Source organism: Candidatus Amarobacter glycogenicus, assembly GCF_016704105.1.
Taxonomy (GTDB): Bacteria; Chloroflexota; Dehalococcoidia; order Tepidiformales; family Tepidiformaceae; genus Amarobacter; species Amarobacter glycogenicus.
Genome location: NZ_JADJAT010000004.1, coordinates 72,933 through 94,911, shown reverse-complemented (window position 1 = coordinate 94,911; position 21,979 = coordinate 72,933). Strand labels below are relative to the sequence as shown.

Sequence of the window (21,979 nt, the reverse complement as noted above, 5' to 3'; positions counted from 1 at the left end):
AGGGGCTCCTTACTGGGCTTCCGTAGCAGGGGACGAACTTGGGGTTACGACGGCCGGGCCTGGGCCCGCCATCTCGATTCGGACCGTTGCCCCGAAGGGGATCCGCTGGCCATCAGCGGACCGGGCAGGCAGACCGATCCGGGCCTTACTGGTGGGCGCGATGACGGTCACGCGGCCGAGGCCACCTTCGGGTATTTCCGAAGTGACCTGCCCCTGGAGGCCTGTGAAGTCCGCTTCGTGGACGTCGGTCGAACCCTGCTGGCGGGAAATGGGCAGGACGATGAGGAAGAATGTGCCGCCTGCGACGCCGAGCCCCCCGCCGACCGCGAGGAGGGCGGAAGCCCAGGCAGGCCAGTCGAGCGCAGTGCCGATGAAGCCGCAGCCGCCAAATGCGGTGGCGAAGACGAAGATCACGCGCGAGCTCAGGGGACTCGGATCGGCGCCGAGGTCTCCGTGGTCACCGAAATCGAAGATCTCGCCGAGGATGAAGGTCACAGCGAGGAGCGCCAGGCCGACTCCGAAGATGACGAGGAACGCAAACTGCATAGTGCCTCCACTCAGCCGCGCGATGGGCGTGCCGTCTTGCCGGCAGGACGGGGGAATCATAGGGCCGCAGGCACCCGGCGTCAGCAGTCGGACCAGGGGTGCCATCGCTGCGGTGTGAGTGGGCCATGAAATTCGCAGCTGGTACGGTTGGAACATGACGATAGAAGTTGGTCAACCTGCCCCGGCATTCGCCCTTCGGAACAAGAAGCGCGAAGAAGTCACTCTCGATTCGTTCCCAGGGAAACACCTGGTGCTCGCGTTCTACCCTCTCGCGTTCACCGGTGGCTGAACGAGTGAGATGACGGCCTTCCGGACCCACACTGACCGGTTCGTGGAGGCCAATGCCCAGGTCCTGGGCATCTCAGTCGATTCTTTCGCGGCAGCAGGTGAGTTCGAGGAGAAGCTTGGGCTGGAGTTCCCCCTGGTGAGCGACTTTCCGAAGAACGAGGCCGGCAAGGCGTATGGCGTTTACAACGAGGCTGCCGGAGTGATGAACCGGACGACGGTAGTGATCGACAAAAACCACGTCGTCCGGGGCATCTACATCGAAGCGCGCGACTTCGAATCGCACCCGGTGAAGGCGCTGGAATTGCTGGCGGCATTGACGTAGACCAAAGGCTGGCCGGGCCGCTTGCCGGTACAAGCGTTGTGATCCCCCGCGTCCTTCGCTTAGGATTCGGGCACGACGAAGGTATCGGTATGCATGTGTCAAACTGCATTTTCGGAGCCCCGGATCGAACATAGAACCACCTGGCCGCTGAACCGGCACGAGGCCCGCCAGAACCTGGCGGGCCTCTTCCGGTTCTCTGTAGCCGAGAGAGAAGTGGAGCCATGCCGCAACCCTTACAGGGGGAACTCATTCGCCTGCGCGCGCGGGAAGAGACGGACGTCGACCATTTCTACCGTTGGATCAACGACTGGCAGGTGACGAAGTTCCTTGGTGCCCGCTATGTCCAGAGCCGAAAGTTCGAATCCGAGTGGCTCGCCTCGGGAGATCCCGGTCCCCAGGAGGCGCGTTTCGTCGTCGAGACTCTGGACGACCAGAAGCCGATCGGCTGGGTGGGCCTCCACCCCGGCTTCCCCGAGAACCGCACCGCTGGACTCGGTATCGCCATCGGAGAGCACGAATTCCTCGACGGAGGCTACGGCACCGATACGATGCGCACAGTCTGCCGCTTCGGGCTCGAGATGATGAACCTCCACCGAATCGAGCTCAGTGTGTTCGATTGGAACACGCGCGCGATCCGCGTGTACGAAAAGGTCGGCTTCAAGCACGAGGGCGTCGCCCGGGACGCGATGTGGAAAGCCAATAGATGGCACCAGTTGGCCCATATGGGCCTCCTGCGAGGAGAGCTTCGATGAGCCAGGCAAAAGCCGAACCCACCAGCACGTCGTACGCCGAGTCGCCGTACGAGGGACGACTGATCAGGCTTCGGGCCAGGGAACCCGAGGATGAGCAGCTCCTGCACGAATGGTTCAACGACCCGGAGGTGACCGAACATCTCGCCCTTCGCTATCCCCTCTCGCATCGGACCGAGCGCGGGTTCATAGAGAGGATGTCGGAGGTTCGGTACGGAAACGCGAGCTTCGCCGTCGAAACGCTGGAAGGGCGCATGATCGGCGGTTGCGGGCTTGAAGGCGCCAGCCCGGAGAACCGGTCAGCGACACTCGGCATCGCGATCGGCGACAAAGCGTACTGGGATGGCGGCTACGGGACGGACACCATGCGCGTGCTCTGTCGAGTCGGGTTCGAGGTAATGAACCTGCACCGCATTGAGCTGGATGTCTACGCAAACAACAAGCGCGCCATCCGCGTGTACGAGAAGGTCGGCTTCCAGCTCGAAGTGACGAAACGGAAGGCGCTTTACAAGTTCGGGCAATACCACGACATCCACGTGATGGGGTTGCTGGAAGGGGAGCTTAAGCTGGAGGACTGACCGGCCGGCCCGCCGTACTAACGCGTTATTCATCGGAAAGCTACGCTGGGGCGGAGGAGACAACTCGTTGTCGATTGAGCTCGTTGGCTGGGTGGCGGTTGTGCTGACCCAGGTTTTCTGGATCCCCAACATCCTGCGGATCTTCCGGACGAAAGACGTCCAGGGCTATTCGCTGAGCGCCTGGCTGATCATGTTCGGTGGGTTGAGCTGCTGGCTCGTCTACTTTGTCTCCAAGGGCGACCTTGTGGGCACGGTCGCGAATATTTCCGGCGTGGCCGGGGCAGGAGTCACACTGGCCTGTATCTGGCACTGGGGGCGGAAACGGCCCGATGCGGCCGCCGACGGGGCACGAAGTCGGGTGGGCGAAGTGTTCACGACGGATCAGGGATAACCCCAATAACGGCTCGAATTCTGTCAACCAAGCGGTAAATTTGTGACGAAAATCGCAATCAGGGGTTGACACCCTTGTCCGAAGATTGGTAGCTTCCGGCTGTAAGCGGTTTTCCCGCCGTTTACAAAGCGCTCGGTTAAACAGTGCAAACACCTGCCTAGTGCGCCGACAAGGCGCAACGGGGGACCCAGTTCCTCGGGGCGAATTTAGCTGCTCCCGCTGTGCAGCTAATAGGGCGCCTTCCGCCCGAGCCCGTCAGCTAACCCCGGAGGCAGTCTCGGAAGGCCTGGCGAGCAGGTCGCCCGCATCGAGGTCTTTTTTTCTGCCCTCGACTACTACTTACGACTCGTTAGAGGAGGAGATCCCTATGCCAGCTTTGCAGGAAGCCCCCCCCAAGTCATGCCCGAAGTGCCGCGGCTCGATGATCGTCGAGCGGGACTGGCACGGCACGTACGGTAGTTGCATCATGTGCGGCTACGTTCATGAAGTGCTGACGAGCCCGCCGGTGGACCTCGCGGCCGAGGAAGCGGCACTGCCGCAGCGGCAGCGCCGCCGCCAACCGTCCCATGGCAAGCTTCGGCTCTGAGTCGAAAACAGCGAAAAGCATCACACGAGCCCCCGATTACGGGGGCTTCGCTTTTCCCGGAGATAGGTTGTTCCCTATGATTCCGGGGCACAGGGGGTTCTCCAACTCATGGCATACATACGACTGACGATCGCCAAGCCAACGCGGGGCCAGGAAGCACGGCTCGAAGAACTCATGCGGAAGCTCGACGCGCTTTCCGAGGGCCGGCCGGGATTCATCCAGAGTTACTTGCTTCGCCCGCATGACGACTCGGGCGACATCGCCCGAATTGGAATTTACGAGAACGAGGCAGCGGCCGAAGGGCTGGCCAACACCCAGTCGTGGATGGCGCTGCGTTCCGAGATTCACCTGTGTTCCGAAGCGGGGCACACGGATCGGGCTTTCTTCAGCATCTAAGAGAGGCCCCGGCGCGAAGGCCGGAGGCTTCACACTGTGGCGGGGGCAAGAGCCCCCGCTGTTGGCGTTTTCGCTGCCGAGCGTGCGGCGGAACCCGTCGGCGGAAGGCCGACGTAGACCTGCGGGACGGCCCAGCCGAGTCGTCGGGAAACGCCAATTCCTTATGCGGGTTTTTCCCAATACGCCCCCCGGATGCCGTGCCTAGACTTCAGGGAGTCTTAAGGGAATCGGAATCGAAGTTCTTAGGACGGGGGAGGCGGCGCTATCGCGAGCGGATTTCGAGGCGCTGACCACGGGAACTCACTGAGGGAGCACACCTTGAATACCACTCGCACCATCGGCCGGCCGGTTGGTCTCCGGCACGCGGCTTCGAACACCCAGCAGGGCTCGCGAGGTCCGAATGTCATCCGGATCGTCCTTGTTGATGACCACGCGGTCATCCGGCAGGCGTTGCGGATGCTTCTCGAAAGCCATGCGGAACTCGAAGTCGTCGCCGATGTGGAGAACGGCCGCGAGGCCGTCCAGGCAGTCGAAAAGCTGCAGCCAGACGTGGTCCTCATGGACGTCGTGATGCCCGGCCTGAATGGCCTGGAAGCGACACGCCAGATCCGGCGCTCTTGCCCGGGCACGCGAGTCGTGATGTTGAGCGGCTTCGTTGACGAAGACCAGTTGCTCGACTCAATTCGCTCGGGGGCTTCGGGTTACATCATCAAGAAGTCGGATGTCTCCGAACTCGTGCTCGCCATCCAGACGGTGCACCGGGGAAACAGTTACTTTTCGAGCGCGCTGAGCGAAGGCTTCGACCTCGCCGAGGTGCTGTACCAGGCGAAGCGGACGGATCAGCGAAACGGCGTTGAGGCACTGACCAGCCGCGAACGCGAAGTGCTCCAGCTGATCGCCGAGGGCTACACCAACCAGGGAATCGCGAACGAACTCTACATCAGCGTGAAGACGGTAGAGGCACACAAAGCGCACATCATGGCGAAGCTCCACGCCCGCAACCGCACCGACCTGATCCGCTACGCGATCCGCAAGGGAATCGTGCGGCTGGAAAGCGTCGAGGAAGCGCAGTCGATGCTCGGTCCGGATGTCGACGCCCTCGCCGGGTAGAACAGAACTAAGATCTACTCATCCGCACATGCCCGGTTAGCAGCCGGGCATTTCCGTTTCTCAAAGGACGACGCCAGGGATGCGGAATGACAGGCAAGGTCCGGTCGACTCAGTCGGAAGTGTTCGATTTACTCGACTTGACGGTGGTGGCTCGCTCGGATGTGTTGGACTTCGACCCCTTGACGGTGGTGGCGCGTGCTGCGGGATTGGCAGCCTGGTCGGCATCCTCGGACATCACGCCGGCAGCGGTTTCTTTTTCACCCATACGGAGTCCCCTGGCGCCCAAACATTGAGCGGCAGTTTCAGCGTAGCGCCTGTGTCAACGGCGGCGAGGCGACGAAAAGCCCCGGAGTCTCGACTTCTCCGGGGCCCTTCTCGATGCGGTGGGCGGCTGCGCTGAGGTTACCTCACACGGCCTGCCTGAGGGACGCGGCTTCGCTGCGGACAACCATGGCGAAGGCGCAGTCACGACAGATCACTGTCGCGTAGCTATTCGCCCGGAGACCGCCGGATTCCATGTCGGCGACCACGAGTCGCGAGTGCGCCCGGGTCACCCGCCCGCAAAGCGGACACGGTGAATGACTGACGAGTTCCATGCTTCGAGACATCTCCCTACCTCAAAGCGCCACCGGAACCAGAATCCCACTGGCGGGAGCGCGGCGAAATCGGGGATCCTGCCTACGGGAAACCCTTAGCGGTGCGCACGGCCACCCGCGTGGCACCGGGCTATACTCGCGGGAGAGGGACGCGTAATGAGGACTGTCCGCCTGGGACTTGCGCAAATCAACACCACCGTGGGTGACCTGACGGGGAATCGCGGCCGGATCAGCGGCGAACTGGCAAAAGCACGACGTGAAGGCTGCACGATCGTCGCGTTCCCGGAGCTGGCAATCACCGGCTATCCGCCCGAGGACCTGGTGTTGCGACGGGCTTTCTGCGAAGCCTCACGGGAAGCGGTTGCGGGCCTTGCGACGGAGACGGCGGGGCTGATCGCGGTGGTGGGCTTTGTCGACTGGCACAACGGCGATGCGTACAACGCTGCGGCGGTCTTCATCGATGGTGAGTGGCACGACACCTACCACAAGCAGCGTCTCCCGAACTACGGCGTCTTCGATGAGGAGCGGTACTTCGCGGCCGGCGACCGAGTGCCGATCTACCGGGTGGGCGACCTGGTCTTCGGCGTAAGCATTTGCGAGGACATCTGGTATCCCGGCTCGCCGCTCGATGCGATGGCGCTGGGCGGGGCGGAGCTCTGCATCAACATCAATGCCTCGCCGTACCATCGGGGGAAGGCGCTCGCCCGGGAGCGGATGATCTCGACGCGGGCGGCCGATAACCTCATCGCGGTGGCGTATCTGAATGCAGCCGGGGGACAGGACGAGCTGGTGTTCGATGGCGCGTCGATCGCATGCGATGCGGGCGGCCAGCTCCTTGCGCGGGCCCCTCAATTCGAGGAAGCGCTGCTGGTCCTGGAGGTCGACCTCGATGCGGTCGCCCAGCGCCGGCTGCATGACCCGCGCCGGCGCGTCGAGCTTCGAGACCGGGAACGACTGATCGACGTCGAGCAACGACACATTCCCGACCCGCACGGCCGCTTCCGGCTGCCCGAGCGGCAACCGGTGACCGGGGAACAGGCTCCCTTGCTCGACGACCATGCCGAAGTCTGGCAGGCGCTGGTCCTGGGCACGCGCGACTACCTGGCGAAGACCGGCTTCAAGCAAGTGCTCATCGGGCTTTCGGGCGGCATCGACTCCGCGCTGGTTGCGGCGATCGCGGTCGATGCTCTTGGGCCGGAGAACGTGATTGGCGTCTCGATGCCGAGCCGTTACTCGAGCGACCATTCGATGACCGACGCCAACGAGCTCGCCGCCAACCTTGGGATCGGCTACCTGACGATCCCGATCGAGCCCGCGCATGCCGCGATGCTTGAAATGATGGCTGACGCTTTCGAAGGAACCGCGCCCGGCACGGCGGAAGAGAATCTCCAGTCTCGCCAACGTGCCAACGTGATGATGACGCTTTCCAACAAGTTCTCGTCGTCGATTGTGCTGACTACTGGAAACAAGAGTGAAATGGCCTGCGGTTACGCCACGCTCTACGGAGATATGGCCGGTGGCTACGGGGTTATCAAGGACGTGCCGAAGACGCTCGTTTATGCGCTCGCGCGCTGGCGAAACGAGCAGGAGACGAGGCCGGTGATCCCCGTCAGCACCATCACGAAGCCGCCGAGTGCGGAGTTGAAGCCCAACCAGTTGGACCAGGACACATTGCCACCTTACGAGATCCTCGACCCAATCATCGAGGCGTATGTGGAGGACGACCGCACCGTCAGCGAAATCGTGGCCATGGGCTTCGATGCCGAAATCGTCCAGCGAACCGTGAGGATGATCGACCGGAACGAGTACAAGCGGCGACAGGCGCCCCTGGGCGTAAAGATCACGCCGCGGGCATTCGGCCGGGACCGGCGACTGCCGCTGGCGGCCCGACTCACGCAGTAGTCTCGATGGCCCGCATTCCGGGGTGATTGTGCGGTCACTTACCGAGCGGTAGAGTCCCTCCTGCCGAATCACCTCCGGTAGGAGTTTTCCGTGCCCATTTCGAATACCTGTGTGAAGACCGGCCAGCATTCCGTCGCGATGACCCAGATCCCCTATCCGGACCAGCCGGGGCCGGGCCAGGCGCTCATCCGCACGACTCTCAGCACCATCTGCGGCAGCGATATGCACCTCGTCGACGAGATGCCGATACCCGCGGGAGTGCCGATGGGCCACGAGGCGATCGGTGTGGTCGAAGCCGTCGGCGCCGGTGTCACGAACTTCAAAGCGGGTGACCGGGTGGCGTCGGGCTGCCTCGCATGTTGCGGCATGTGCAAGCGCTGCCAGGAGGGGGACCACAGCGTCTGCGAGACCTTCAACGCGCCGGGCAACCTCCTATTTGGGGCGCAGGGCGAGTATTTCCTGGTGAACGGGGCGCAGGCCGGACTGGCCAAGGTGCCCGACTCGCTCTCCGACGAGCAGGTGCTTTTCGTCACCGACATCATGTCGACTGGTTTCGCTGCCATCGAACGGGCGGGGATCCGGACGGGCGACACGGTCGCGATTTTCGCTCAAGGCCCGGTGGGACTGTGCGCGACCGCCGGGGCGAGGGCGCTTGGCGCCGGAAGGATCATCGCCGTCGAATCCATCCCGGAGCGAGTGGCCATGTCGAAGCGGTTCGGAGCCGACATCGTGCTTGACCCGGCGGACGCGGTCGCGAAGATCCAGCAGATGACGGGCAACCGGGGCGTTGACATCGCGGTGGAAGCCCTGGGCCACCAGGCGACGTTCGCGAATGCCTGCGCGTCCGTACGCATCGGCGGCACCGTCAGCAGTGTCGGGGTTTACGGGGCGTTCCCGGAACTGACAATGGCGACCGGCGGGACGTTCATCCACAGGAAGCTGGTCACGACCCTTTGCCCGGTGGGGACAAACCGGCTGGAGCGGCTGATGGCATTGATTGCCGGCGGAACGGTGGACCTGACGCCCCTGCTGACGCATTCGATGAAGATCAGCGACACGCCGGCAGGCTACGACCTGTTCCGAAAGCGCGAAGGCGGCGTGCTGAAGATCGCGCTGCGCCCTTAGCCAGCCTAGCTAGAACTCGGGTTCACGCTTCTCAAGGAGGGCCCTGACGCCCTCCTTGTAGTCGTTGCCACGCATGAGCTGGTTGAGGAGCATCTCGCTCTCTGCGACGGAAGAACCGACGTCACGATGGAGGTCGGTGTAGACCTGTTGGCGAGTGACACGAAGTGAGGACGGAGCGATCCGGGCGGCGAGACCCGAAGCGTAGGCACAGACTGCCGGCATGAGGTCCTCGGGCGGAAGGCACCTGTGGACCAGGCCCATCTCGGCAGCCTCGTCGCTCAGGAAGACGCGGCTGGAGAGGAGCAACTCCTGGGCACGGGCAAGCCCTATCAGGCGCGGGAGCAGCCACGACAGGCCAAATTCGGCGGGAAGGCCGAGACGGCCGTGAGCGGTCGTGAGTTTGACCCCGGAGGCAGCGAAGCGGACATCCGCGAAGCATGCGAGGACGAGCCCAACGCCGGCGGCGGGGCCGTTGATTGCCGCGATCACCGGCTTGGTGAGCCCGAAGTGGAATGCGAAGTTCGTATCGAACTCCGGTCGCACACCGTATCCCGGGTTAGCGACAGGCTCGTGGATGCCGGAGTCATAGCCACCTTTTTCGATATGGCCCTCGAGGGCCTGCGAATCCGCGCCGGCGCAGAAACCGCGCCCCGCGCCGGTGACGATGACAACGCGGACGTCATCGTCGAGTTCTGCCTGTTCAAGGCACCACCGGTATTCGGTGTGCATCCGGCCCGTCCACGCGTTCAGGCGGTGGGGACGGTTCAGGGTGATCGTCGCGATGCGGTTCTCAACGGCGTACGTCGTGGCCTTGAGGTCCATTCGGGAGATTCTATCGCACCTCAGCAGTACGGCTCGGCGGCGACAAGCGGCCGGCCGTCGAGGCGGCGCAGCGTGCCGGCGATTTGGCCAGCTTCGAAGAAGCCGGGGAGCGCGTAGATGGTCACCTGGAGCCGACCAGTCCAGACCACGTTCTTCGCACCCGGCGCCGAGGCCCCGATAGGCTCATCCACAAACACGACACCGTCGCGTGTGACGGGCGGCGAGAGGGCGTTTGTGACCTCCGGTGGGGCGCCGCAATGCCATTTCATCGTGAGTGTCACCGGCGGGGAGCACGGGGCCGGGCCGCAGGCGCCATAGACCAGGAGCACCATGTCCGGGGCCCACTGGATGGAGGAGAGCTCGAACGGACCGGCTCGTAGACCGACCCAGACCGGCGGCTCGCCCCGGAGGCTTTCGCGGGCGGCCTGATCGATGGACGATCCGGCTCCGTCGTACGGCCGCCCGGACTGGTAGCGGATGCCGTGCGCTTCGTAGACGACTTCTCCTCGTACGGTGGCGTTCTCGCTCTGCCTGATGGCTGCGAGCACACCGAAGGCGGCGCCAAAGAGAACCACGCCACCAAGAACCGGAACAGGGCGGAGGCAGCTGCGGGCCGGAAACAACCACCGGGCGAGCAACGGTCCCGAGCTGGCGATCCCGCCGGCCACGGCCACGACGAGCAGGGTCCATCCCAGCGGGCTGACGACTTCTTCGCCGCCTCCGCCGCAACCGGCGCAATCCGTCGCCCGATAGGCCAGGACGCTCGCGATCAGCCCTGCTGGGACTGCGAGCCAGGCGAAGCGCAGTCCAGCGACGCCACCAGACACCACAACGAGCGGGAGACTGACGGCGAGGACAAGTCCCACCGAGCTCTTGTCCGGAATCAGCCAGGTTCCGACTGCAGCGATGAGCAGAGCGAGGACCGGCCGGAGTGCGTACTCGGTGGTCCGGGTTCCCCAAGTGTCCGCCCGTGCCATGGCCGAGAACATACCACAAGGCGGACCGCGGCTAAGATTCCGCCTGTGGGTCGCGGGTTCGGTGGCACGTTCCAATACAGGGCATGGCGCGTCGTGTCGGCGACGTTGGAGCACATGCCTCCGCGCGCGGGGTATGCCGTCGCAGCGGCAGCCGGGAACATTGGCTATTACTGCTGGCCACGGGGACGAAGGGCGATGCACGAGAACTTCGCGCATGTCCTCCGAGGGACACCGCGCAAGACACGGCACGCCGTCGCTCGCCGTTCGATGGTGAACTACTGCAAGTACCTCGCCGATTTCGTGCGGTTCCCTGGCCTCTCTCCTGAGGCGATGGTGGGCGCTGTCACGGGCGGACGAGAGTTCGAAGCGCTGGACGCGATCCTCGAACGCGGGCAAGGGGCGGTCATCGCCTGCATGCACTTCGGCAACTGGGACCTTGGCGCCGGCGCGACCGCAGCGCGGGGATACCCCCTGACAGTGGTGGTCGAGACATTTGCCGATCCGAGGCTCGATGCGCTCATCGCAGGAGCGAGGGAGCGGGCGGGAATGAACCTCGTGAGGATGGAGAAAGCTGGACCATCGCTCCTGCGGGCGCTGACGCAGAACGGCGTCCTGGCGCTACTCATCGACCGTCCTGTCGCGGAGGGCGGCGTGAGAGTGACGTTCTTCGGCGAAGAGGTCGAAGTCCCCGCCGGGCCGGCACGACTGGCCTTACGGACCGGTGCGAAGGTGGTGCCGACGGCCTTCGTGCGTACCTCGCCCGGAAAGCCCGACGTCACGGCCATCTGCGACTTCGACATCGAAGCGGTCTCCACGGGCGACCGCGACGGGGACACGAAGGCACTGACGCAAGCAATCATGCAGGCGCATGAAAGGATCATCCGACAGCACCCGGACCAGTGGTACATGTTCCGGCCGATGTGGGCGAAACCGGCCCGGGCGGTCGTACGGTGAGCATTCGACTCTGGGTGTTGCGGGCAAACCAGCCGCTCGTCGCAAGGTTCCCCGGGGCGTTCTACCGGTTCGCGTGGCTTGCCGGTTGGCTTTCGTTTCACCTGCAGCCGCGGGCCCGCCGAAACGTCATCCGCAACATGCTGGCGTTCACGGGTGGAGATAGGCTCGCCGCACGGCGCGCTGCCCTGGGTGTCTTCCGGAACATCGCGCAGTATTACGTCGACCTCTGCACACTCCCATCGCGCGACATGCAGGGAATCGAGGCGGGACACCTGGAGCTCGTAAGGAGTGACCGGCTCGCAGAACTCGATCATCCAGGTCCGATCGTCATCGTCAGCGCGCACACAGGTAACGCCGAGATGGCCATCCAAGCGCTCACCTACCGGGGTCGGCCCTTCGTCGCACTGGTCGAAGCGCAACAGCCGCCGGCGTGGTCGCGGTACCTGCGCCGTCTGCGGTCGTCCGCGGGGGGCGAGTTCCATGAGACGACCTTCGCCGGCATCCGGGCCTGCATCGAGACCTTGCATGAAGGCGGGCTTGCGGGGTTCATGGGCGATCGCGACATCCAGGGGAATGGACTCTGCACCGCACTCGCCGGGCGCAGCGTCCGGTTGCCGACGGGACCGTGGGAAATTGCTCGAAAGACCGATGCCCGGGTATTCCCCATCTTTAGCACACGCATAAAGCACGACCGCTTCCGGGTGTTCGTGGAGCAACCGTTCAAGGTTGCGTCGACAGAGGACGAAGATGCCGACATCGCCGCGGCCGTCCGCCGGTTCGCGGCGCTCCTGGAGGAGCATCTCACCCGGGAGCCTTCGCAGTGGGCGTTCACCGAGGACTTCTGGAAGGTGCACACCTGTGGGTAAGGCGGACCTGCACATCCACACTCGAGTGAGCGACGGGATGGCGAGCGTCTCCCAGGTGCTGGAGTACGTCGAGCACCGGACGGACCTCGATGTCGTCGCTATCACCGACCACGAAGATGCGGGGGGTGGGCTGCGGGCAAGGGAGCTCGCGGCGAAGCGCGGCTACCGCTTCGACGTGATCGTGGGTGCCGAAGTCACAACGATGCAGGGGCACGTGATCGGGCTCTTCCTGGAGACGACTCCGGCGAGTTTCCGGCGGGTAGAATCAACGATCGAGATGATCCACAACCAGGGCGGACTCGCCGTCGCGCCCCACCCGCTGAGCTGGCTGACACGTTCGATTAGCAGCCGGACGCTCAACCGCCTGGCGCGACAGGACGGCCCCCGGTTTGATGCGATCGAGCTGGCGAGTCCGAGCCCAGCGGCGCTTCGGACGCGTGAGCGGGCGGTCCGCCTCAACAACGAGGTCTGGCGACTTCCGGCCATCGGAAGTTCGGATGCACACCACCTCGGCCACATCGCGACCGGTTGGACCGAATTCGAGGGAAGCAGCGCGGACGCAGTGCGCGATGCCATGCGGAGCGGACAAACGACCGCCCGGATGTCGGTCTACCCCAGCATGCGAGAGATCGGCTTCGCGCGACTGGCAGCAGGGCTCGCCTGGGGCTACAGCGCGACCCCGCGGAAGATGTTGAGGCGCCGGATATGAAACGATACGGATACCGATCGCGTCCGCGATCGCCGCGGATGGGAGGTCCCCGAGCTTGCCTGTGAACGTGCTGCCTACGCGGTTGCCCAAGGGCGTCCAGGACACCATCGGGCGGACGGTGGGTGGGCTGGGCATCACACCGAATGCGATCTCACTCTTTGGATTCGGGGGCAACCTTGCCGCGGCGTGGCTGATCGCGAACGGAGAGCTGCTGTTCGCCGGGATCGTTTTCCTCTTCTTCTCGGCACTCGACATGGTAGACGGCGCCGTCGCGCGGGCCACCGGCCTGGCGAGTCCCTTCGGGGCGGTCTTCGATGCCGTGCTCGACCGTGCGAGCGAAGCAATCGTGTTGGCGGCGTGCGGCTGGTACTTCACGGAACGGGGCGAACAGGTCCAGGCGGCGTCCGCCTACGGGGCGATCTTCGGGAGCATTGCTGTGAGCTACATGCGAGCCCGGGCAGAAGTCGCGGGGATGTCGATGCGCGACGGCCTCTTCCGCCGCCAGGAGCGCGTCGCGATGCTGACCATCGGCCTCTTCTTCAACGGCCTTACGGTGGTCATTGGGCTTCTCGCGGTGCTGGCGAACTTCACCGCGCTCCAACGTTTCTGGATGCTGCGGAACGGGATGCGGGAGTAGGACCGGGGGCGCGGGGCCAGGCGTCAGCGCGGTGTCGCCGGAGACGCCGATCAGCGGGACTCGGGCGGTGGACTGCCCCGGGAGTTTCCGGCGGATGACTTGCGGTTGTTCGCCATCATCAGGGAGATGAGGAGCGCAAAGACGGCTGCGAGCAAAAAGAGGACGGCGATGCCGCCGATGACGATCGTCCCTCGCCCGACGCTGTCATCGTCGCCGGCCCCAGGGGAGGCGGCGGCCGCGGATGTCCGGGTGGCCGTCGCGGACGCCTGCGCGCGGGGAGTTGGCGTCGCCGCAGTCGTCGGCCGGACCGTGGGCGAAGTCTGCTGCGGCGCTCCAACTGCGCTCTTGAAAGCGCTCTCGAAGGCATTCAGGTCGGCGAATCCGTAGACCTCGGAGATGGCCTGGTCATAGCGTTTCCCGGCCTTGATGGTCGCCATCAGCCGAGAATAGGCCTCCGGCCCGCCCTTGTTTATGAGGTAGGAGACCATCGCCCAGCTCTGGCCGTAGAAGACGCCAACCTGGTTCGGGTTGGAAGTCGGGACAGCCATCTGACTAAACGGTATGAGACGCCCTGAGCGAACGGCGCTCGCAAAATCTGATTCGAACTCTCCGGGCACAGACTGCGCGTAAACCGCTGCTCCTTCGTCCATCCACGAAGGGAGTTTCCCCAGACCTCGCTCTCCGGGCACACCTTCCCCGGCCGTTTCATTCAGCGTATGCGCGAATTCGTGGCGGAGCGTGTCTGTTCGGTCGGGGGTTCCGCACGTAACGGGGATGAGAAGGATGATGTCTATCTCCACCTTGGTGCCACAGGTGGTCACAGCCGAATCATAGGTGCTTCCACTGCCGGGGCGGGCAAGGTCACTTTCGGACTCGTCGGCGAACATGATCACTTTCACGGGGATCTGTTTGAGCGTGATGTTGTAGAGCTGCTTACCGATGCGCTCGTACGTCTCCACACCGGCCTTGAGGTAGGCGCTGGCGATGTTCTCACGGTCGCCGTGGTAGTAGACCGTCATGAACTCGTTGGAGACGTTCTTCCAGTCCTTGCCGGGGGGCAGGAAGAAGAACTCCAGGTCAGGCCCTCGGTACGTGCCGCCGTCGGCAGTGGTGATCTCCCAGTGATAGGTGAAGTCGGAGCCAACAGGGATGTAGTTGCTCGATGAGTTGACCTGGATCACGACTTCGGTGCTGAGATTCCGGGCCGGGGTGAGGTTCTTTGGCTTGTCGAGGGCGCTCGTGCCCCGCCCCTTGATAGCGTAGTTGAGCGTGACATCAGTGATATCCGAATCGGCCCTGGCGGTGACCTTGAACGTCAGCGTTGCAGGGTAGCCGTTGACGAGTGCGGAGGACTCGATGACGGTTTCGGCAGAGGCGGTTGAAGGAGCGGCCATGAGGGAGAGGCTGGCGACCAGCGCCGCGAAGAAGGTGAGGGCGACGCGGGGCATTACGACTCCTCGCCTACGCGTGACTTGAGGTACGCCGCGATGAATCCGTCGATCTCGCCATCGAGCACGGCCGTCGTGTCGCTGGTCTCGAAGTCGGTGCGGACGTCCTTGACCATCTTATAGGGATGCAGGACGTAGTTACGGATCTGCGAACCGAAGCTGACATCGACGTGTTGCCCCTTTAACCGCGCCTTTTCCTCTTCGAGGCGGTTCACCTCTCGTTCGAGGAGGCGCGCTTCGAGAACCTTCATGGCGCTATCCCGGTTGCGGCCCTGGGAGCGTTCGTTCTGGCAGGTGACGACGATGCCGGTCGGGATGTGGGTGATACGGACGGCCGTCGAGTTCTTCTGGACGTTCTGGCCGCCGGCGCCGCTGGAGCGGTAGACATCGATGCGGATGTCATCTTCGGGGATCTGGATCTCACCGACCTCTTCGACCTCGGGCATGACTTCGACCTTGGCGAAGCTCGTCTGGCGGGCACTCGCCGAGTTGAACGGGGAGAGGCGGACAAGGCGGTGGACACCGCGTTCGCTCTGGAGGTAGCCGAAGGCGTACTTGCCCTTGATCTCGAGGGTTGCGCTCTTGATGCCTGCTTCTTCGCCCTCGGTCATATCAAGGAGGTCGGTGGAGTAACCCTTGCGCTCTGCCCAGCGCAGGTACATGCGCAGGAGCATGTCGGCCCAGTCCTGGGAGTCGGTGCCCCCGGCGCCGGCGTGTACCGCGAGGATGGCATTGCGGGAGTCGTAGGGGCCGGAGAGTTGGAGCTGGAACTCGAGCGCCACGAGATCCCGCTCGGCGGCATCGAGGTCGGCGCCGGCGGATTCGGCGACGGACTCATCACCCTCGGCCTCGCCGAGTTCGAGCAGGTCGCCCGCATCACGGACTCTGCGTTCGAGCGACCGCCACGTCTCGACCCGTTCGCGGGCCACCGACAACTCTTGCATGAGGGTGCGGGCGGCTTCGGCGTCGTCCCAGAAACCGGGCTCGGAGGACCGGTCTTCGAGTTCGGCTACGCGTGCTTCATCGTTGGCGAGGTCAAAGTCGCACCTGGAGGTCAGAGATGCGCTGAGAGAGTTCGCGTGCGCGAAGAAGGAGTTCGTTCATAGGGAGATGGTGGCACGGGCCGAGCGAACGCGCATTTGCGCATTGACATGCATGTGCATGCATGCATCATGAAGACATGAGGACGACGATCGAGATCGACGAAGCCAAGCTCGTGAAGCTCAAGAAGATGGCAGCCGAACGGGGCGAGCGGGGGTTCTCGGTGCTCATCGACGAGACTCTGAAGCGGCACCTGGGGATGCCGCCGCAAGCAATCTCGAGAAGAACGGGCGTCGAGCGCTCAAGCCCTGAGTGGCGTATGTGACGAGGAAACCGCGCAGCAGAGGTCGCGAAGCCATCGAACGTTCGAGGACGCAATGGCGGAACGAATCATAGACTCGGATGTCCTGATCGACGCCTTGCGGGGCGTGCGAAGGGTGGTTTCCTTGTCCCGCGTTCGTCAGCGAGGGTTGCGTTATCGACAGCCGTCAAGGTTTTCGAACTTGTCTTGCGGCGCGCTGACGGGGGATGACGAACAGCGGGTCGCGGGATTGATAGCTGACCCGTTGCCGTGGTTCCGCACGACGTCCGTCGGCGTTGGAGGCCGCGCGAATCGACCGGGACCCGAGCGCAGGCGAACGAATCGACGCCCGGGACCTGATTATCGCGGGCGTCGCGATGTGGCACGAGGCCCCCGCTGGTCACGCGCAATCACCGGCACTTTGAGCCGGATCAACGGCCTGACCTTGGACGGCTCGACCCGGACTAACCGGCGACCTTCTCTGCGGCGCGGACCGTGTTCACCAGGAGCATCGCGCGGGTCATCGGTCCGACTCCACCGGTATAGGGCGTGACCCACGAAGCGACTTCGCGCACGTCCATAGCCGCATCGCCGACGAGGCGGTAGCCGCTGGGGCGGGAGGGCGCATCGACGCGGTTGACACCGACATCGATGATGACGACTCCCGGTTTGCACATGTCCGCCGTAAGCGTGTTCACGTGGCCGGCGGCGAGGACCACAATCTCGGCGTCGCGCGTGAAGCGGGCGATGTCCGGGGTGCCGGTGTGGCAGATCGTAACGGTCGCGTTGGCGCCATTCGCCTTGTTGCTCAGAAGCACCGCGAGCGGCCGGCCAACGAGCGTGCTCCGGCCGACGACGACGACGTGCTTGCCGGCGGGGTCGATGCCGGTCCGCCGGAGCAACTCAAGGACTCCGTTCGGCGTGCAGGGGATAGCGCCATCGAGCTCTCCGCGGAGGAGGCGGCCAAGGTTCACCGGATGGAGACCATCGGCGTCCTTGCGGGCGAGCATCGCGTCGATGACTTCCCTTTCGTCGATCTGCCTTGGCATGGGGAGCTGTGGGAGGATGGCGTGGAAGCGGTTATCGGCATTGAGGCGTGCGATGAGTGCGAGCACTTCGTCGTGAGTCGACGACTCCGGTAGACGGAGCGTCTCGGAGAAGATGCCGACTTCGGCGCAGTCGGCGGCCTTTCCGGAGACGTAGCTAATCGAAGCGGCGTTGTCGCCGACGATGATGGCTGCGAGTCCGGGGGAAATGCCGCGGGCCTTGAGGGCGGAAACCCGCCGGGAGACATCGGCCTTGATATCGGCCGCGATCTGGTTGCCATCGATGAGCTGAGCTGCCATGCACTAAGCGTAGCGGGGAACAGGAAACGGGGAACCGGACAGCGCGGCCGAAGGAATGCCAGCAGGAATGGGCGGTAGAATCGAGGCACGCCCTCGTAGCTCAGGGGATAGAGCAGGCGCCTTCTAAGCGTCTGGCCGCAGGTTCGAATCCTGCCGAGGGCGCCAGGTTTTCGAGAGGAAAGGCGAAAGAGGAAAGAGAAAAGAGAGACGAGGAGCGGCGGGACCCTTTTTGTTTCGGGGTTGGTTCGAACCAGTGTGGCCGGAGATACCAAGGAGCCCGGTCGCCAGCTGCGTGGCTATGCGGCGCTTCGGCCGCCGCGGACCTCGACCGAGAGCGCCATGATCAGGGTAGCGAGCTCGTCGATGCGGCTGGTTAGCTCCGAAGCGGCCGTTTCGCTGATGTAGTTGGCGGTCGCGACAGTGTGGACGCGGTCCCGGAGTTGCTTGAGTTCTTCCCGTGCTCCCCGGAGCGAACTCGTCGCGCGCAAACGGCCATTGAAGCCACCTTCGGAGAGATCCGCCGACGCCGATGCGACATGGGCGAGTGCGGAAACGCCGCTGTCAGCGATGAGGCGGGCGTGGACCCCCCGGCCGCAGAGACCAGGAGCTCTCTCGAGATCGAGCGACGCCTCCGAGACTTCGTGGGCAAGTCCGAACGCCAGCTGCATGAGCCCGTGGATGTCCCTCATCTGCCCCTGTCCCCTTCCACCACTTCGACCGCGCCGATCCCTCCGGAAGTATTGTCATGAAAGTCGGCAACCTATGCTGGGAGTGAATGGGGAATCCCCCTATGACTCGGCCCGGCGGCGGTGCACGTTCGGCGGCCGGGCCGGGTGTTGCTGGAGAGCACTCCGTTCGACAACCTCCACGCATCCCGCGACAATCGCGCCATGCAGATTTCTGAGTCCGTGCGGGCGGCTTTGGTGCCCGATGAGAACCCGATGCATCCCGATTTCACCTGCATCTACCTGGTGGGGGCGAAGGGGCAGCAATCCCTGACGATCGACTCCGGCGAGGCGATTGACCGGTACCAGTGGTTCCTCCGGGGCTACCTGGCGGCGGTGGAAAAAGAGGAGATCGGGGTCGCGACGATCACGCATCACCATTCGGACCATTCGGGAAACCTGAAGTGGGCGAAGGAGTTCCTGAAAGCGGACATTTCGATCCCTGCGAACGGACGTGCCCTGCTGAAGGGGCGCATCCCGGCGAAGGTGGACACGCTCAAAGATGGCGACGTGATCGAACTGGACGGCGGCGTGCGCGTGCAGGTGATGGCGACGCCGGGGCACAGCGTCGATTCGCTTTGCTACTACATCGAAGAAGAAGGCGTGCTGTTCACCGGCGATACGCTGCTCGGCAGCTCGACGACGACGGTCTGGGAGCTGGCGAGCTACCGGAAGTCGCTTGAGCGGCTGCTGGCGCTGCCGAACCTGAAGGTTATCTGCCCGGGCCATGGGAAGATCGTGCATGACCCGCGCGAACGGCTGCAGATGTACGTGAACCACCGGAACATGCGCGAGAACCAGATCCTGAAGGTTCTCGAAGGCGGCGGGGCCGTCAGCAGCTGGGACATCATGCTCCAGCTCTATCCGGACATTCACAAGCAGCTCCGGCGCGCCGCCGATAGCAACGTGCGCTCTCACCTGAAGCAGTTGGCTGACGACGGAAGAATCAAGGTGTACGAAGGCAAGCCGCGCCGAGCCCGACCGGCAGCAGCACGCGAACGGGATGTGGAACACGTCAGGCAGCGGGACCTGGTGATCAAACAGGCGAAGAAGTTCGAAACGGAAAAGCGGCGGAACGAGATCCGGATGCAGGAGAACCCGCCTTCAGCGGAGTGGAAAGAGCCACCGCGATACGAACTCAGTGGTACCGCGGCTGACGCGTCACGGTGAGTTTCCTACCGGCGGGGCGACGGCCGTAGGCGAGAGTGTCGCCGTCGGAGCTGGCGACGGCGTTACGGTCGGCCTTGTGGTCGGCGCAACTGTGGGTGCAACGGGTGTGGCCCGGGCGGGTGTGGCTACTGCGACCGTCGCGTCTTTTCGGGGCGGGTTCAGCGGATCGAGGACGATTACGGGCACGCTCAAGCCCGTGAAATGCGCTCTCCCGGCGATGCCGTGGCGGTCCGTGAACTGGAATCACATGGAAACAGAGAACAGTTCCGAAGACGGCGGGGCGCAGGCCCAGCACCACGCCACGCCCTCCCCCCCCCCCCCCCCCCCCCCCCCCCCCCCCCCCCCCCCCCCCCCCCCCCCCCCCCCCCCCCCCCCCCCCCCCCCCCCCCCCCCCCCCCCCCCCCCCCCCCCCCCCCCCCCCCCCCCCCCCCCCCCCCCCCCCCCCCCCCCCCCCCCCCCCCCCCCCCCCCCCCCCCCCCCCCCCCCCCCCCCCCCCCCCCCCCCCCCCCCCCCCCCCCCCCCCCCCCCCCGGACTGGCCTCGACCACCAGCAGGCTGCCAAGAGCCATTATTGGCCCAAAGCGCCCCATGCCCCATGACCACGGCGAGCTGCCACAGGCCCAACGTTGCGATAACGCAACTGAAGACGATCAGGGCGATCGGCCGCCGCCCCCCCCCCCCCCCCCAGGCGCGGTCTTCCGGATTTCAGTTCGAGCCTTCGCCGGCCGAATCTCTGGTAGAGACCGGTTTGGGGAGAGGTCATGCTCAAAGGCGAGAAAGTCATCCTGAAGCCGATGCGGCGGGACTTCCTGGAGCGATACAGCGAGTTCCTGAACGACGTCGAGCTGCTGTTGCTTTCGAGCGATGTGGCGCCGATGCCGATGGAGTACGAACGCGTTGTGGCGCAGTTCGAGGAACACCTGAAGCGGCCTCGCGGTGATCTGCTCTGGTTCGGGATCGAAGTCCAGGGAGGGAAGTTCGTCGGGCAGTGCATCCTGCACCACTTCGACTACGCGGCGCGGACGTGCGAGCTCGGCATCACGATTGGCGACGGAGACTACCAGAACCGGAAGTACGGCCGTGACGCCGTGGCCCTGTTGGCCCGGTACGCGTTCCGGCTGCTGAACATGGAGAAGGTGTGGCTGACGACGATCGCCAGTAACGAGCGGGCGGCGAAGGCGTTCCGGGCAGCCGGGTTCGAAGAAGAGGGACGGCTCCGGCGCCACGTCTGGCTCGATGGCCGTTACGATGACCTGGTCTACATGAGCTGCTTCCGCGAAGGTTCGCGTCCGGCGGAGCCGGAGAGCCAGGAGCAGGTCGAATCAGACCCGGAGATATCAACCAATGCCACGGATGAAGCCTGACGTCCTCCAGGAGTACCTCGAACAGCCTTATGTGGGCGTTATCGCCACCCTGAGGAAGGACGGCATGCCCTACACGGTGCCCGTGTGGTGGCTCTGGAAGCCCGACGGGATCTGGATCACCGGGACGTACAACCGTGTCTGGTGCAAACAGCTCCTGAACGACCCGCGGGCATCGCTGTGCATCGAATCGGGACCGCCGATGACGGGCCACGTCGAGTTCGATGGACGCGTGACGGCGTATCACAAGGACACGTTCGACATCTGGCCCATCTCGAAAGAGCTGGCCACCAAGTACGTCGGGCGGGGCGAGCCTGCGAACGCTGAAGCGGTCGAGAAGTTCTTCGCAAACATGCAGACGGAACCGCGATTGCTCTTCAAGCTCGTCCCAGAGGCGTCCCGCGCGATCGATATGCGGGTGTACCGGGGCAAGCGCGCGGACCGCGAATTCCAGGAGTCCCGGGGGGACGCTGAGTAGCGCTATTCGAGCGGGTTGGTTTCGCCGGGCGGCAGTTCGACTTCGAAGACGTTGAGCGTCATGGAGACGAGGCCGTAATAGCCGACGACGCCGATGATGTCGACGACGCCGTTTTCCCCGAAGGTCTCGACCGCGCGACGGTAGTTCGTGTCGGAGACCCGGTGGGTGGCCAGGTATTCGGACACGAAGTCGAAGACGACTCGCTCCATCTCTCGCTTGAACGGCGGCTCGGCGCCGGTGCGGACGGCCTCGACGATGGCGGGATCGAGGCCCGCCTGCAGGGCAAGGCGGGCATGGGCCCAGAACTCGAACTGGGCCTTCCAGTACTTGCCGGTCATGAGGATGGCCATCTCGTTGAGGTCGGACGGGATGCTGGAGCCGTAGCGGCAGTAGGCGCCTACCCGCTGGGCCGGGTCGGCGAAGCCGGGGGAGCGAAGCCACGCTTCGAACGGTCCGCGCAGTCCGCCGCGCGGGCCGTTGCGGATGGCATCGGCCACGGTGGTTTGTTCGGGAGTGAGGTTCTCGAAGTCGATGGGGGCGAGCCTGGGCATTGCGA

At 64.5% G+C, this 21,979-nt stretch carries 27 protein-coding genes, 1 tRNA gene and 1 riboswitch; of the genes, 18 read left to right on the top strand and 10 right to left on the bottom strand.

Annotation, left to right across the window (positions count from 1 at the left end):
* Positions 1 to 9: 9 nt before the first annotated feature.
* Positions 10 to 546, bottom strand: a complete 537-nt coding sequence (locus tag IPG14_RS07810; protein WP_343386879.1) for a hypothetical protein — start codon at positions 544 to 546, stop codon at positions 10 to 12.
* 154 nt (positions 547 to 700) lie between these two features.
* On the opposite strand from IPG14_RS07810, the gene IPG14_RS07805 reads away from it, so the two are divergent.
* The 7 genes from IPG14_RS07805 (at position 701) to IPG14_RS07775 (ending at position 4,966) form a co-directional block, all read left to right on the top strand.
* Positions 701 to 1,156: a redoxin domain-containing protein gene (locus tag IPG14_RS07805; protein ID WP_343391425.1), complete on the top strand. Its 456-nt coding sequence runs from the start codon at positions 701 to 703 to the stop codon at positions 1,154 to 1,156.
* Positions 1,157 to 1,377: 221 nt separating this feature from the next.
* Positions 1,378 to 1,908, top strand: a complete 531-nt coding sequence (locus IPG14_RS07800; RefSeq protein WP_343391424.1) for a GNAT family protein — start codon at positions 1,378 to 1,380, stop codon at positions 1,906 to 1,908.
* Positions 1,905 to 2,483, top strand: coding sequence for a GNAT family protein (locus IPG14_RS07795; protein WP_343391423.1), 579 nt, complete (start codon positions 1,905 to 1,907; stop codon positions 2,481 to 2,483). Before IPG14_RS07800 ends, IPG14_RS07795 begins: the two co-directional genes overlap by 4 nt.
* 67 nt (positions 2,484 to 2,550) lie before the next feature.
* A complete protein-coding gene (locus IPG14_RS07790; protein ID WP_343389012.1) occupies positions 2,551 to 2,874 on the top strand; it encodes a SemiSWEET family transporter in 324 nt (107 codons plus the stop codon).
* Positions 2,875 to 3,018: 144 nt separating this feature from the next.
* A riboswitch (cyclic di-AMP (ydaO/yuaA leader) is annotated at positions 3,019 to 3,163 on the top strand.
* Positions 3,164 to 3,241: 78 nt separating this feature from the next.
* Complete coding sequence (locus IPG14_RS07785) at positions 3,242 to 3,460, top strand: hypothetical protein (RefSeq protein WP_133117461.1); 219 nt, start codon at positions 3,242 to 3,244, stop codon at positions 3,458 to 3,460.
* 108 nt (positions 3,461 to 3,568) lie between these two features.
* A complete protein-coding gene (locus tag IPG14_RS07780) occupies positions 3,569 to 3,856 on the top strand; it encodes an antibiotic biosynthesis monooxygenase (protein WP_343386885.1) in 288 nt (95 codons plus the stop codon).
* Between the two features lie 318 nt (positions 3,857 to 4,174).
* Positions 4,175 to 4,966: a response regulator transcription factor gene (locus IPG14_RS07775; RefSeq protein ID WP_343389013.1), complete on the top strand. Its 792-nt coding sequence runs from the start codon at positions 4,175 to 4,177 to the stop codon at positions 4,964 to 4,966.
* Between the two features lie 109 nt (positions 4,967 to 5,075).
* Here IPG14_RS07775 and IPG14_RS07770 read toward each other — a convergent pair whose 3' ends face one another.
* Positions 5,076 to 5,231: a hypothetical protein gene (locus tag IPG14_RS07770; protein ID WP_343386887.1), complete on the bottom strand. Its 156-nt coding sequence runs from the start codon at positions 5,229 to 5,231 to the stop codon at positions 5,076 to 5,078.
* A 142-nt stretch (positions 5,232 to 5,373) separates the two neighbouring features.
* Positions 5,374 to 5,562, bottom strand: a complete 189-nt coding sequence (locus tag IPG14_RS07765) for a hypothetical protein (RefSeq protein WP_343386888.1) — start codon at positions 5,560 to 5,562, stop codon at positions 5,374 to 5,376.
* Between the two features lie 156 nt (positions 5,563 to 5,718).
* Here IPG14_RS07765 and IPG14_RS07760 point away from each other — a divergent pair, with 156 nt between their 5' ends.
* Complete coding sequence (locus IPG14_RS07760) at positions 5,719 to 7,464, top strand: NAD+ synthase (RefSeq protein WP_343389015.1); 1,746 nt, start codon at positions 5,719 to 5,721, stop codon at positions 7,462 to 7,464.
* Between the two features lie 90 nt (positions 7,465 to 7,554).
* Complete coding sequence (locus IPG14_RS07755; protein ID WP_343389016.1) at positions 7,555 to 8,589, top strand: alcohol dehydrogenase catalytic domain-containing protein; 1,035 nt, start codon at positions 7,555 to 7,557, stop codon at positions 8,587 to 8,589.
* Positions 8,590 to 8,598: 9 nt separating this feature from the next.
* Here IPG14_RS07755 and IPG14_RS07750 read toward each other — a convergent pair whose 3' ends face one another.
* Together IPG14_RS07750 and IPG14_RS07745 are read right to left on the bottom strand one after the other, a co-directional pair.
* A complete protein-coding gene (locus IPG14_RS07750) occupies positions 8,599 to 9,411 on the bottom strand; it encodes an enoyl-CoA hydratase-related protein (protein ID WP_343386891.1) in 813 nt (270 codons plus the stop codon).
* A 20-nt stretch (positions 9,412 to 9,431) separates the two neighbouring features.
* On the bottom strand, positions 9,432 to 10,388 hold the full coding sequence (locus IPG14_RS07745; protein ID WP_343391422.1) for a hypothetical protein: 957 nt from the start codon (positions 10,386 to 10,388) through the stop codon (positions 9,432 to 9,434).
* A 45-nt stretch (positions 10,389 to 10,433) separates the two neighbouring features.
* Here IPG14_RS07745 and IPG14_RS07740 point away from each other — a divergent pair, with 45 nt between their 5' ends.
* The 4 genes from IPG14_RS07740 to IPG14_RS07725 all read left to right on the top strand — a co-directional run bounded on the left by IPG14_RS07740 (position 10,434) and on the right by IPG14_RS07725 (position 13,554).
* On the top strand, positions 10,434 to 11,342 hold the full coding sequence (locus tag IPG14_RS07740; protein ID WP_343386893.1) for a lysophospholipid acyltransferase family protein: 909 nt from the start codon (positions 10,434 to 10,436) through the stop codon (positions 11,340 to 11,342).
* Positions 11,339 to 12,208: a hypothetical protein gene (locus IPG14_RS07735; RefSeq protein WP_343391421.1), complete on the top strand. Its 870-nt coding sequence runs from the start codon at positions 11,339 to 11,341 to the stop codon at positions 12,206 to 12,208. Before IPG14_RS07740 ends, IPG14_RS07735 begins: the two co-directional genes overlap by 4 nt.
* On the top strand, positions 12,201 to 12,917 hold the full coding sequence (locus IPG14_RS07730; protein ID WP_343386895.1) for a PHP-associated domain-containing protein: 717 nt from the start codon (positions 12,201 to 12,203) through the stop codon (positions 12,915 to 12,917). The genes IPG14_RS07735 and IPG14_RS07730 overlap by 8 nt, the downstream gene beginning before the upstream one ends.
* Positions 12,918 to 12,978: 61 nt before the next feature.
* Positions 12,979 to 13,554: a CDP-alcohol phosphatidyltransferase family protein gene (locus tag IPG14_RS07725; protein ID WP_343391617.1), complete on the top strand. Its 576-nt coding sequence runs from the start codon at positions 12,979 to 12,981 to the stop codon at positions 13,552 to 13,554.
* A 50-nt stretch (positions 13,555 to 13,604) separates the two neighbouring features.
* Here IPG14_RS07725 and IPG14_RS07720 read toward each other — a convergent pair whose 3' ends face one another.
* Both IPG14_RS07720 and prfB read right to left on the bottom strand, forming a co-directional pair.
* Positions 13,605 to 15,002 carry a peptidase MA family metallohydrolase gene (locus tag IPG14_RS07720; RefSeq protein ID WP_343391420.1) on the bottom strand — a complete coding sequence of 466 codons (1,398 nt, stop codon included), beginning with the start codon at positions 15,000 to 15,002 and terminating at the stop codon, positions 13,605 to 13,607.
* Positions 15,002 to 16,106, bottom strand: a protein-coding gene (gene prfB, locus IPG14_RS07715) for a peptide chain release factor 2 (protein WP_343389021.1) whose coding sequence is annotated in 2 segments (ribosomal slippage) — positions 15,002 to 16,051 and positions 16,053 to 16,106 — 1,104 coding nt in all. Because the reading frame shifts where the segments join, the coding sequence is not laid out codon by codon here. Before prfB ends, IPG14_RS07720 begins: the two co-directional genes overlap by 1 nt.
* A gap of 76 nt (positions 16,107 to 16,182) precedes the next feature.
* Here prfB and IPG14_RS07710 point away from each other — a divergent pair.
* Positions 16,183 to 16,368, top strand: coding sequence for a hypothetical protein (locus IPG14_RS07710; RefSeq protein WP_343391419.1), 186 nt, complete (start codon positions 16,183 to 16,185; stop codon positions 16,366 to 16,368).
* Between the two features lie 440 nt (positions 16,369 to 16,808).
* On the opposite strand, the gene IPG14_RS07705 is transcribed toward IPG14_RS07710, so the two are convergent.
* On the bottom strand, positions 16,809 to 17,690 hold the full coding sequence (locus IPG14_RS07705; RefSeq protein ID WP_343391418.1) for a tetrahydrofolate dehydrogenase/cyclohydrolase catalytic domain-containing protein: 882 nt from the start codon (positions 17,688 to 17,690) through the stop codon (positions 16,809 to 16,811).
* Between the two features lie 89 nt (positions 17,691 to 17,779).
* Between IPG14_RS07705 and IPG14_RS07700 the strand changes: the two genes are divergently transcribed.
* A tRNA-Arg gene (locus IPG14_RS07700) sits at positions 17,780 to 17,855 on the top strand.
* A 131-nt stretch (positions 17,856 to 17,986) separates the two neighbouring features.
* Here IPG14_RS07700 and IPG14_RS07695 read toward each other — a convergent pair.
* Positions 17,987 to 18,379, bottom strand: a complete 393-nt coding sequence (locus tag IPG14_RS07695; RefSeq protein ID WP_343391417.1) for a hypothetical protein — start codon at positions 18,377 to 18,379, stop codon at positions 17,987 to 17,989.
* Between the two features lie 201 nt (positions 18,380 to 18,580).
* Between IPG14_RS07695 and IPG14_RS07690 the strand changes: the two genes are divergently transcribed.
* The 3 genes from IPG14_RS07690 (at position 18,581) to IPG14_RS07680 (ending at position 21,423) form a co-directional block, all read left to right on the top strand.
* Positions 18,581 to 19,585: an MBL fold metallo-hydrolase gene (locus tag IPG14_RS07690; protein ID WP_343391416.1), complete on the top strand. Its 1,005-nt coding sequence runs from the start codon at positions 18,581 to 18,583 to the stop codon at positions 19,583 to 19,585.
* 760 nt (positions 19,586 to 20,345) lie between these two features.
* Entirely contained in the window at positions 20,346 to 20,948 is a 603-nt protein-coding gene (locus IPG14_RS07685; protein WP_343391415.1) for a GNAT family protein, read from the top strand.
* Positions 20,929 to 21,423 carry a pyridoxamine 5'-phosphate oxidase family protein gene (locus tag IPG14_RS07680; protein ID WP_343391414.1) on the top strand — a complete coding sequence of 165 codons (495 nt, stop codon included), beginning with the start codon at positions 20,929 to 20,931 and terminating at the stop codon, positions 21,421 to 21,423. The genes IPG14_RS07685 and IPG14_RS07680 overlap by 20 nt, the downstream gene beginning before the upstream one ends.
* Positions 21,424 to 21,425: 2 nt before the next feature.
* Here IPG14_RS07680 and IPG14_RS07675 read toward each other — a convergent pair whose 3' ends face one another.
* On the bottom strand, positions 21,426 to 21,974 hold the full coding sequence (locus tag IPG14_RS07675) for a carboxymuconolactone decarboxylase family protein (RefSeq protein WP_343391413.1): 549 nt from the start codon (positions 21,972 to 21,974) through the stop codon (positions 21,426 to 21,428).
* Between the last annotated feature and the right edge of the window lie 5 nt (positions 21,975 to 21,979).

Excerpts from the sequence above, each read along its gene's own strand:
- IPG14_RS07810 (WP_343386879.1), bottom strand. The coding sequence starts at position 546 with ATGCAGTTTGCGTTCCTCGTCATCTTCGGAGTCGGCCTGGCGCTCCTC.
- IPG14_RS07800 (WP_343391424.1), top strand. The coding sequence starts at position 1,378 with ATGCCGCAACCCTTACAGGGGGAACTCATTCGCCTGCGCGCGCGGGAA.
- IPG14_RS07795 (WP_343391423.1), top strand. The coding sequence starts at position 1,905 with ATGAGCCAGGCAAAAGCCGAACCCACCAGCACGTCGTACGCCGAGTCG.
- IPG14_RS07785 (WP_133117461.1), top strand. The coding sequence starts at position 3,242 with ATGCCAGCTTTGCAGGAAGCCCCCCCCAAGTCATGCCCGAAGTGCCGC.
- IPG14_RS07780 (WP_343386885.1), top strand. The coding sequence starts at position 3,569 with ATGGCATACATACGACTGACGATCGCCAAGCCAACGCGGGGCCAGGAA.
- IPG14_RS07770 (WP_343386887.1), bottom strand. The coding sequence starts at position 5,231 with ATGGGTGAAAAAGAAACCGCTGCCGGCGTGATGTCCGAGGATGCCGAC.
- IPG14_RS07765 (WP_343386888.1), bottom strand. The coding sequence starts at position 5,562 with ATGGAACTCGTCAGTCATTCACCGTGTCCGCTTTGCGGGCGGGTGACC.
- IPG14_RS07760 (WP_343389015.1), top strand. The coding sequence starts at position 5,719 with ATGAGGACTGTCCGCCTGGGACTTGCGCAAATCAACACCACCGTGGGT.
- IPG14_RS07750 (WP_343386891.1), bottom strand. The coding sequence starts at position 9,411 with ATGGACCTCAAGGCCACGACGTACGCCGTTGAGAACCGCATCGCGACG.
- IPG14_RS07745 (WP_343391422.1), bottom strand. The coding sequence starts at position 10,388 with ATGGCACGGGCGGACACTTGGGGAACCCGGACCACCGAGTACGCACTC.
- IPG14_RS07720 (WP_343391420.1), bottom strand. The coding sequence starts at position 15,002 with ATGCCCCGCGTCGCCCTCACCTTCTTCGCGGCGCTGGTCGCCAGCCTC.
- IPG14_RS07710 (WP_343391419.1), top strand. The coding sequence starts at position 16,183 with ATGAGGACGACGATCGAGATCGACGAAGCCAAGCTCGTGAAGCTCAAG.
- IPG14_RS07705 (WP_343391418.1), bottom strand. The coding sequence starts at position 17,690 with ATGGCAGCTCAGCTCATCGATGGCAACCAGATCGCGGCCGATATCAAG.
- IPG14_RS07695 (WP_343391417.1), bottom strand. The coding sequence starts at position 18,379 with ATGAGGGACATCCACGGGCTCATGCAGCTGGCGTTCGGACTTGCCCAC.
- IPG14_RS07690 (WP_343391416.1), top strand. The coding sequence starts at position 18,581 with ATGCAGATTTCTGAGTCCGTGCGGGCGGCTTTGGTGCCCGATGAGAAC.
- IPG14_RS07685 (WP_343391415.1), top strand. The coding sequence starts at position 20,346 with ATGCTCAAAGGCGAGAAAGTCATCCTGAAGCCGATGCGGCGGGACTTC.
- IPG14_RS07680 (WP_343391414.1), top strand. The coding sequence starts at position 20,929 with ATGCCACGGATGAAGCCTGACGTCCTCCAGGAGTACCTCGAACAGCCT.
- IPG14_RS07675 (WP_343391413.1), bottom strand. The coding sequence starts at position 21,974 with ATGCCCAGGCTCGCCCCCATCGACTTCGAGAACCTCACTCCCGAACAA.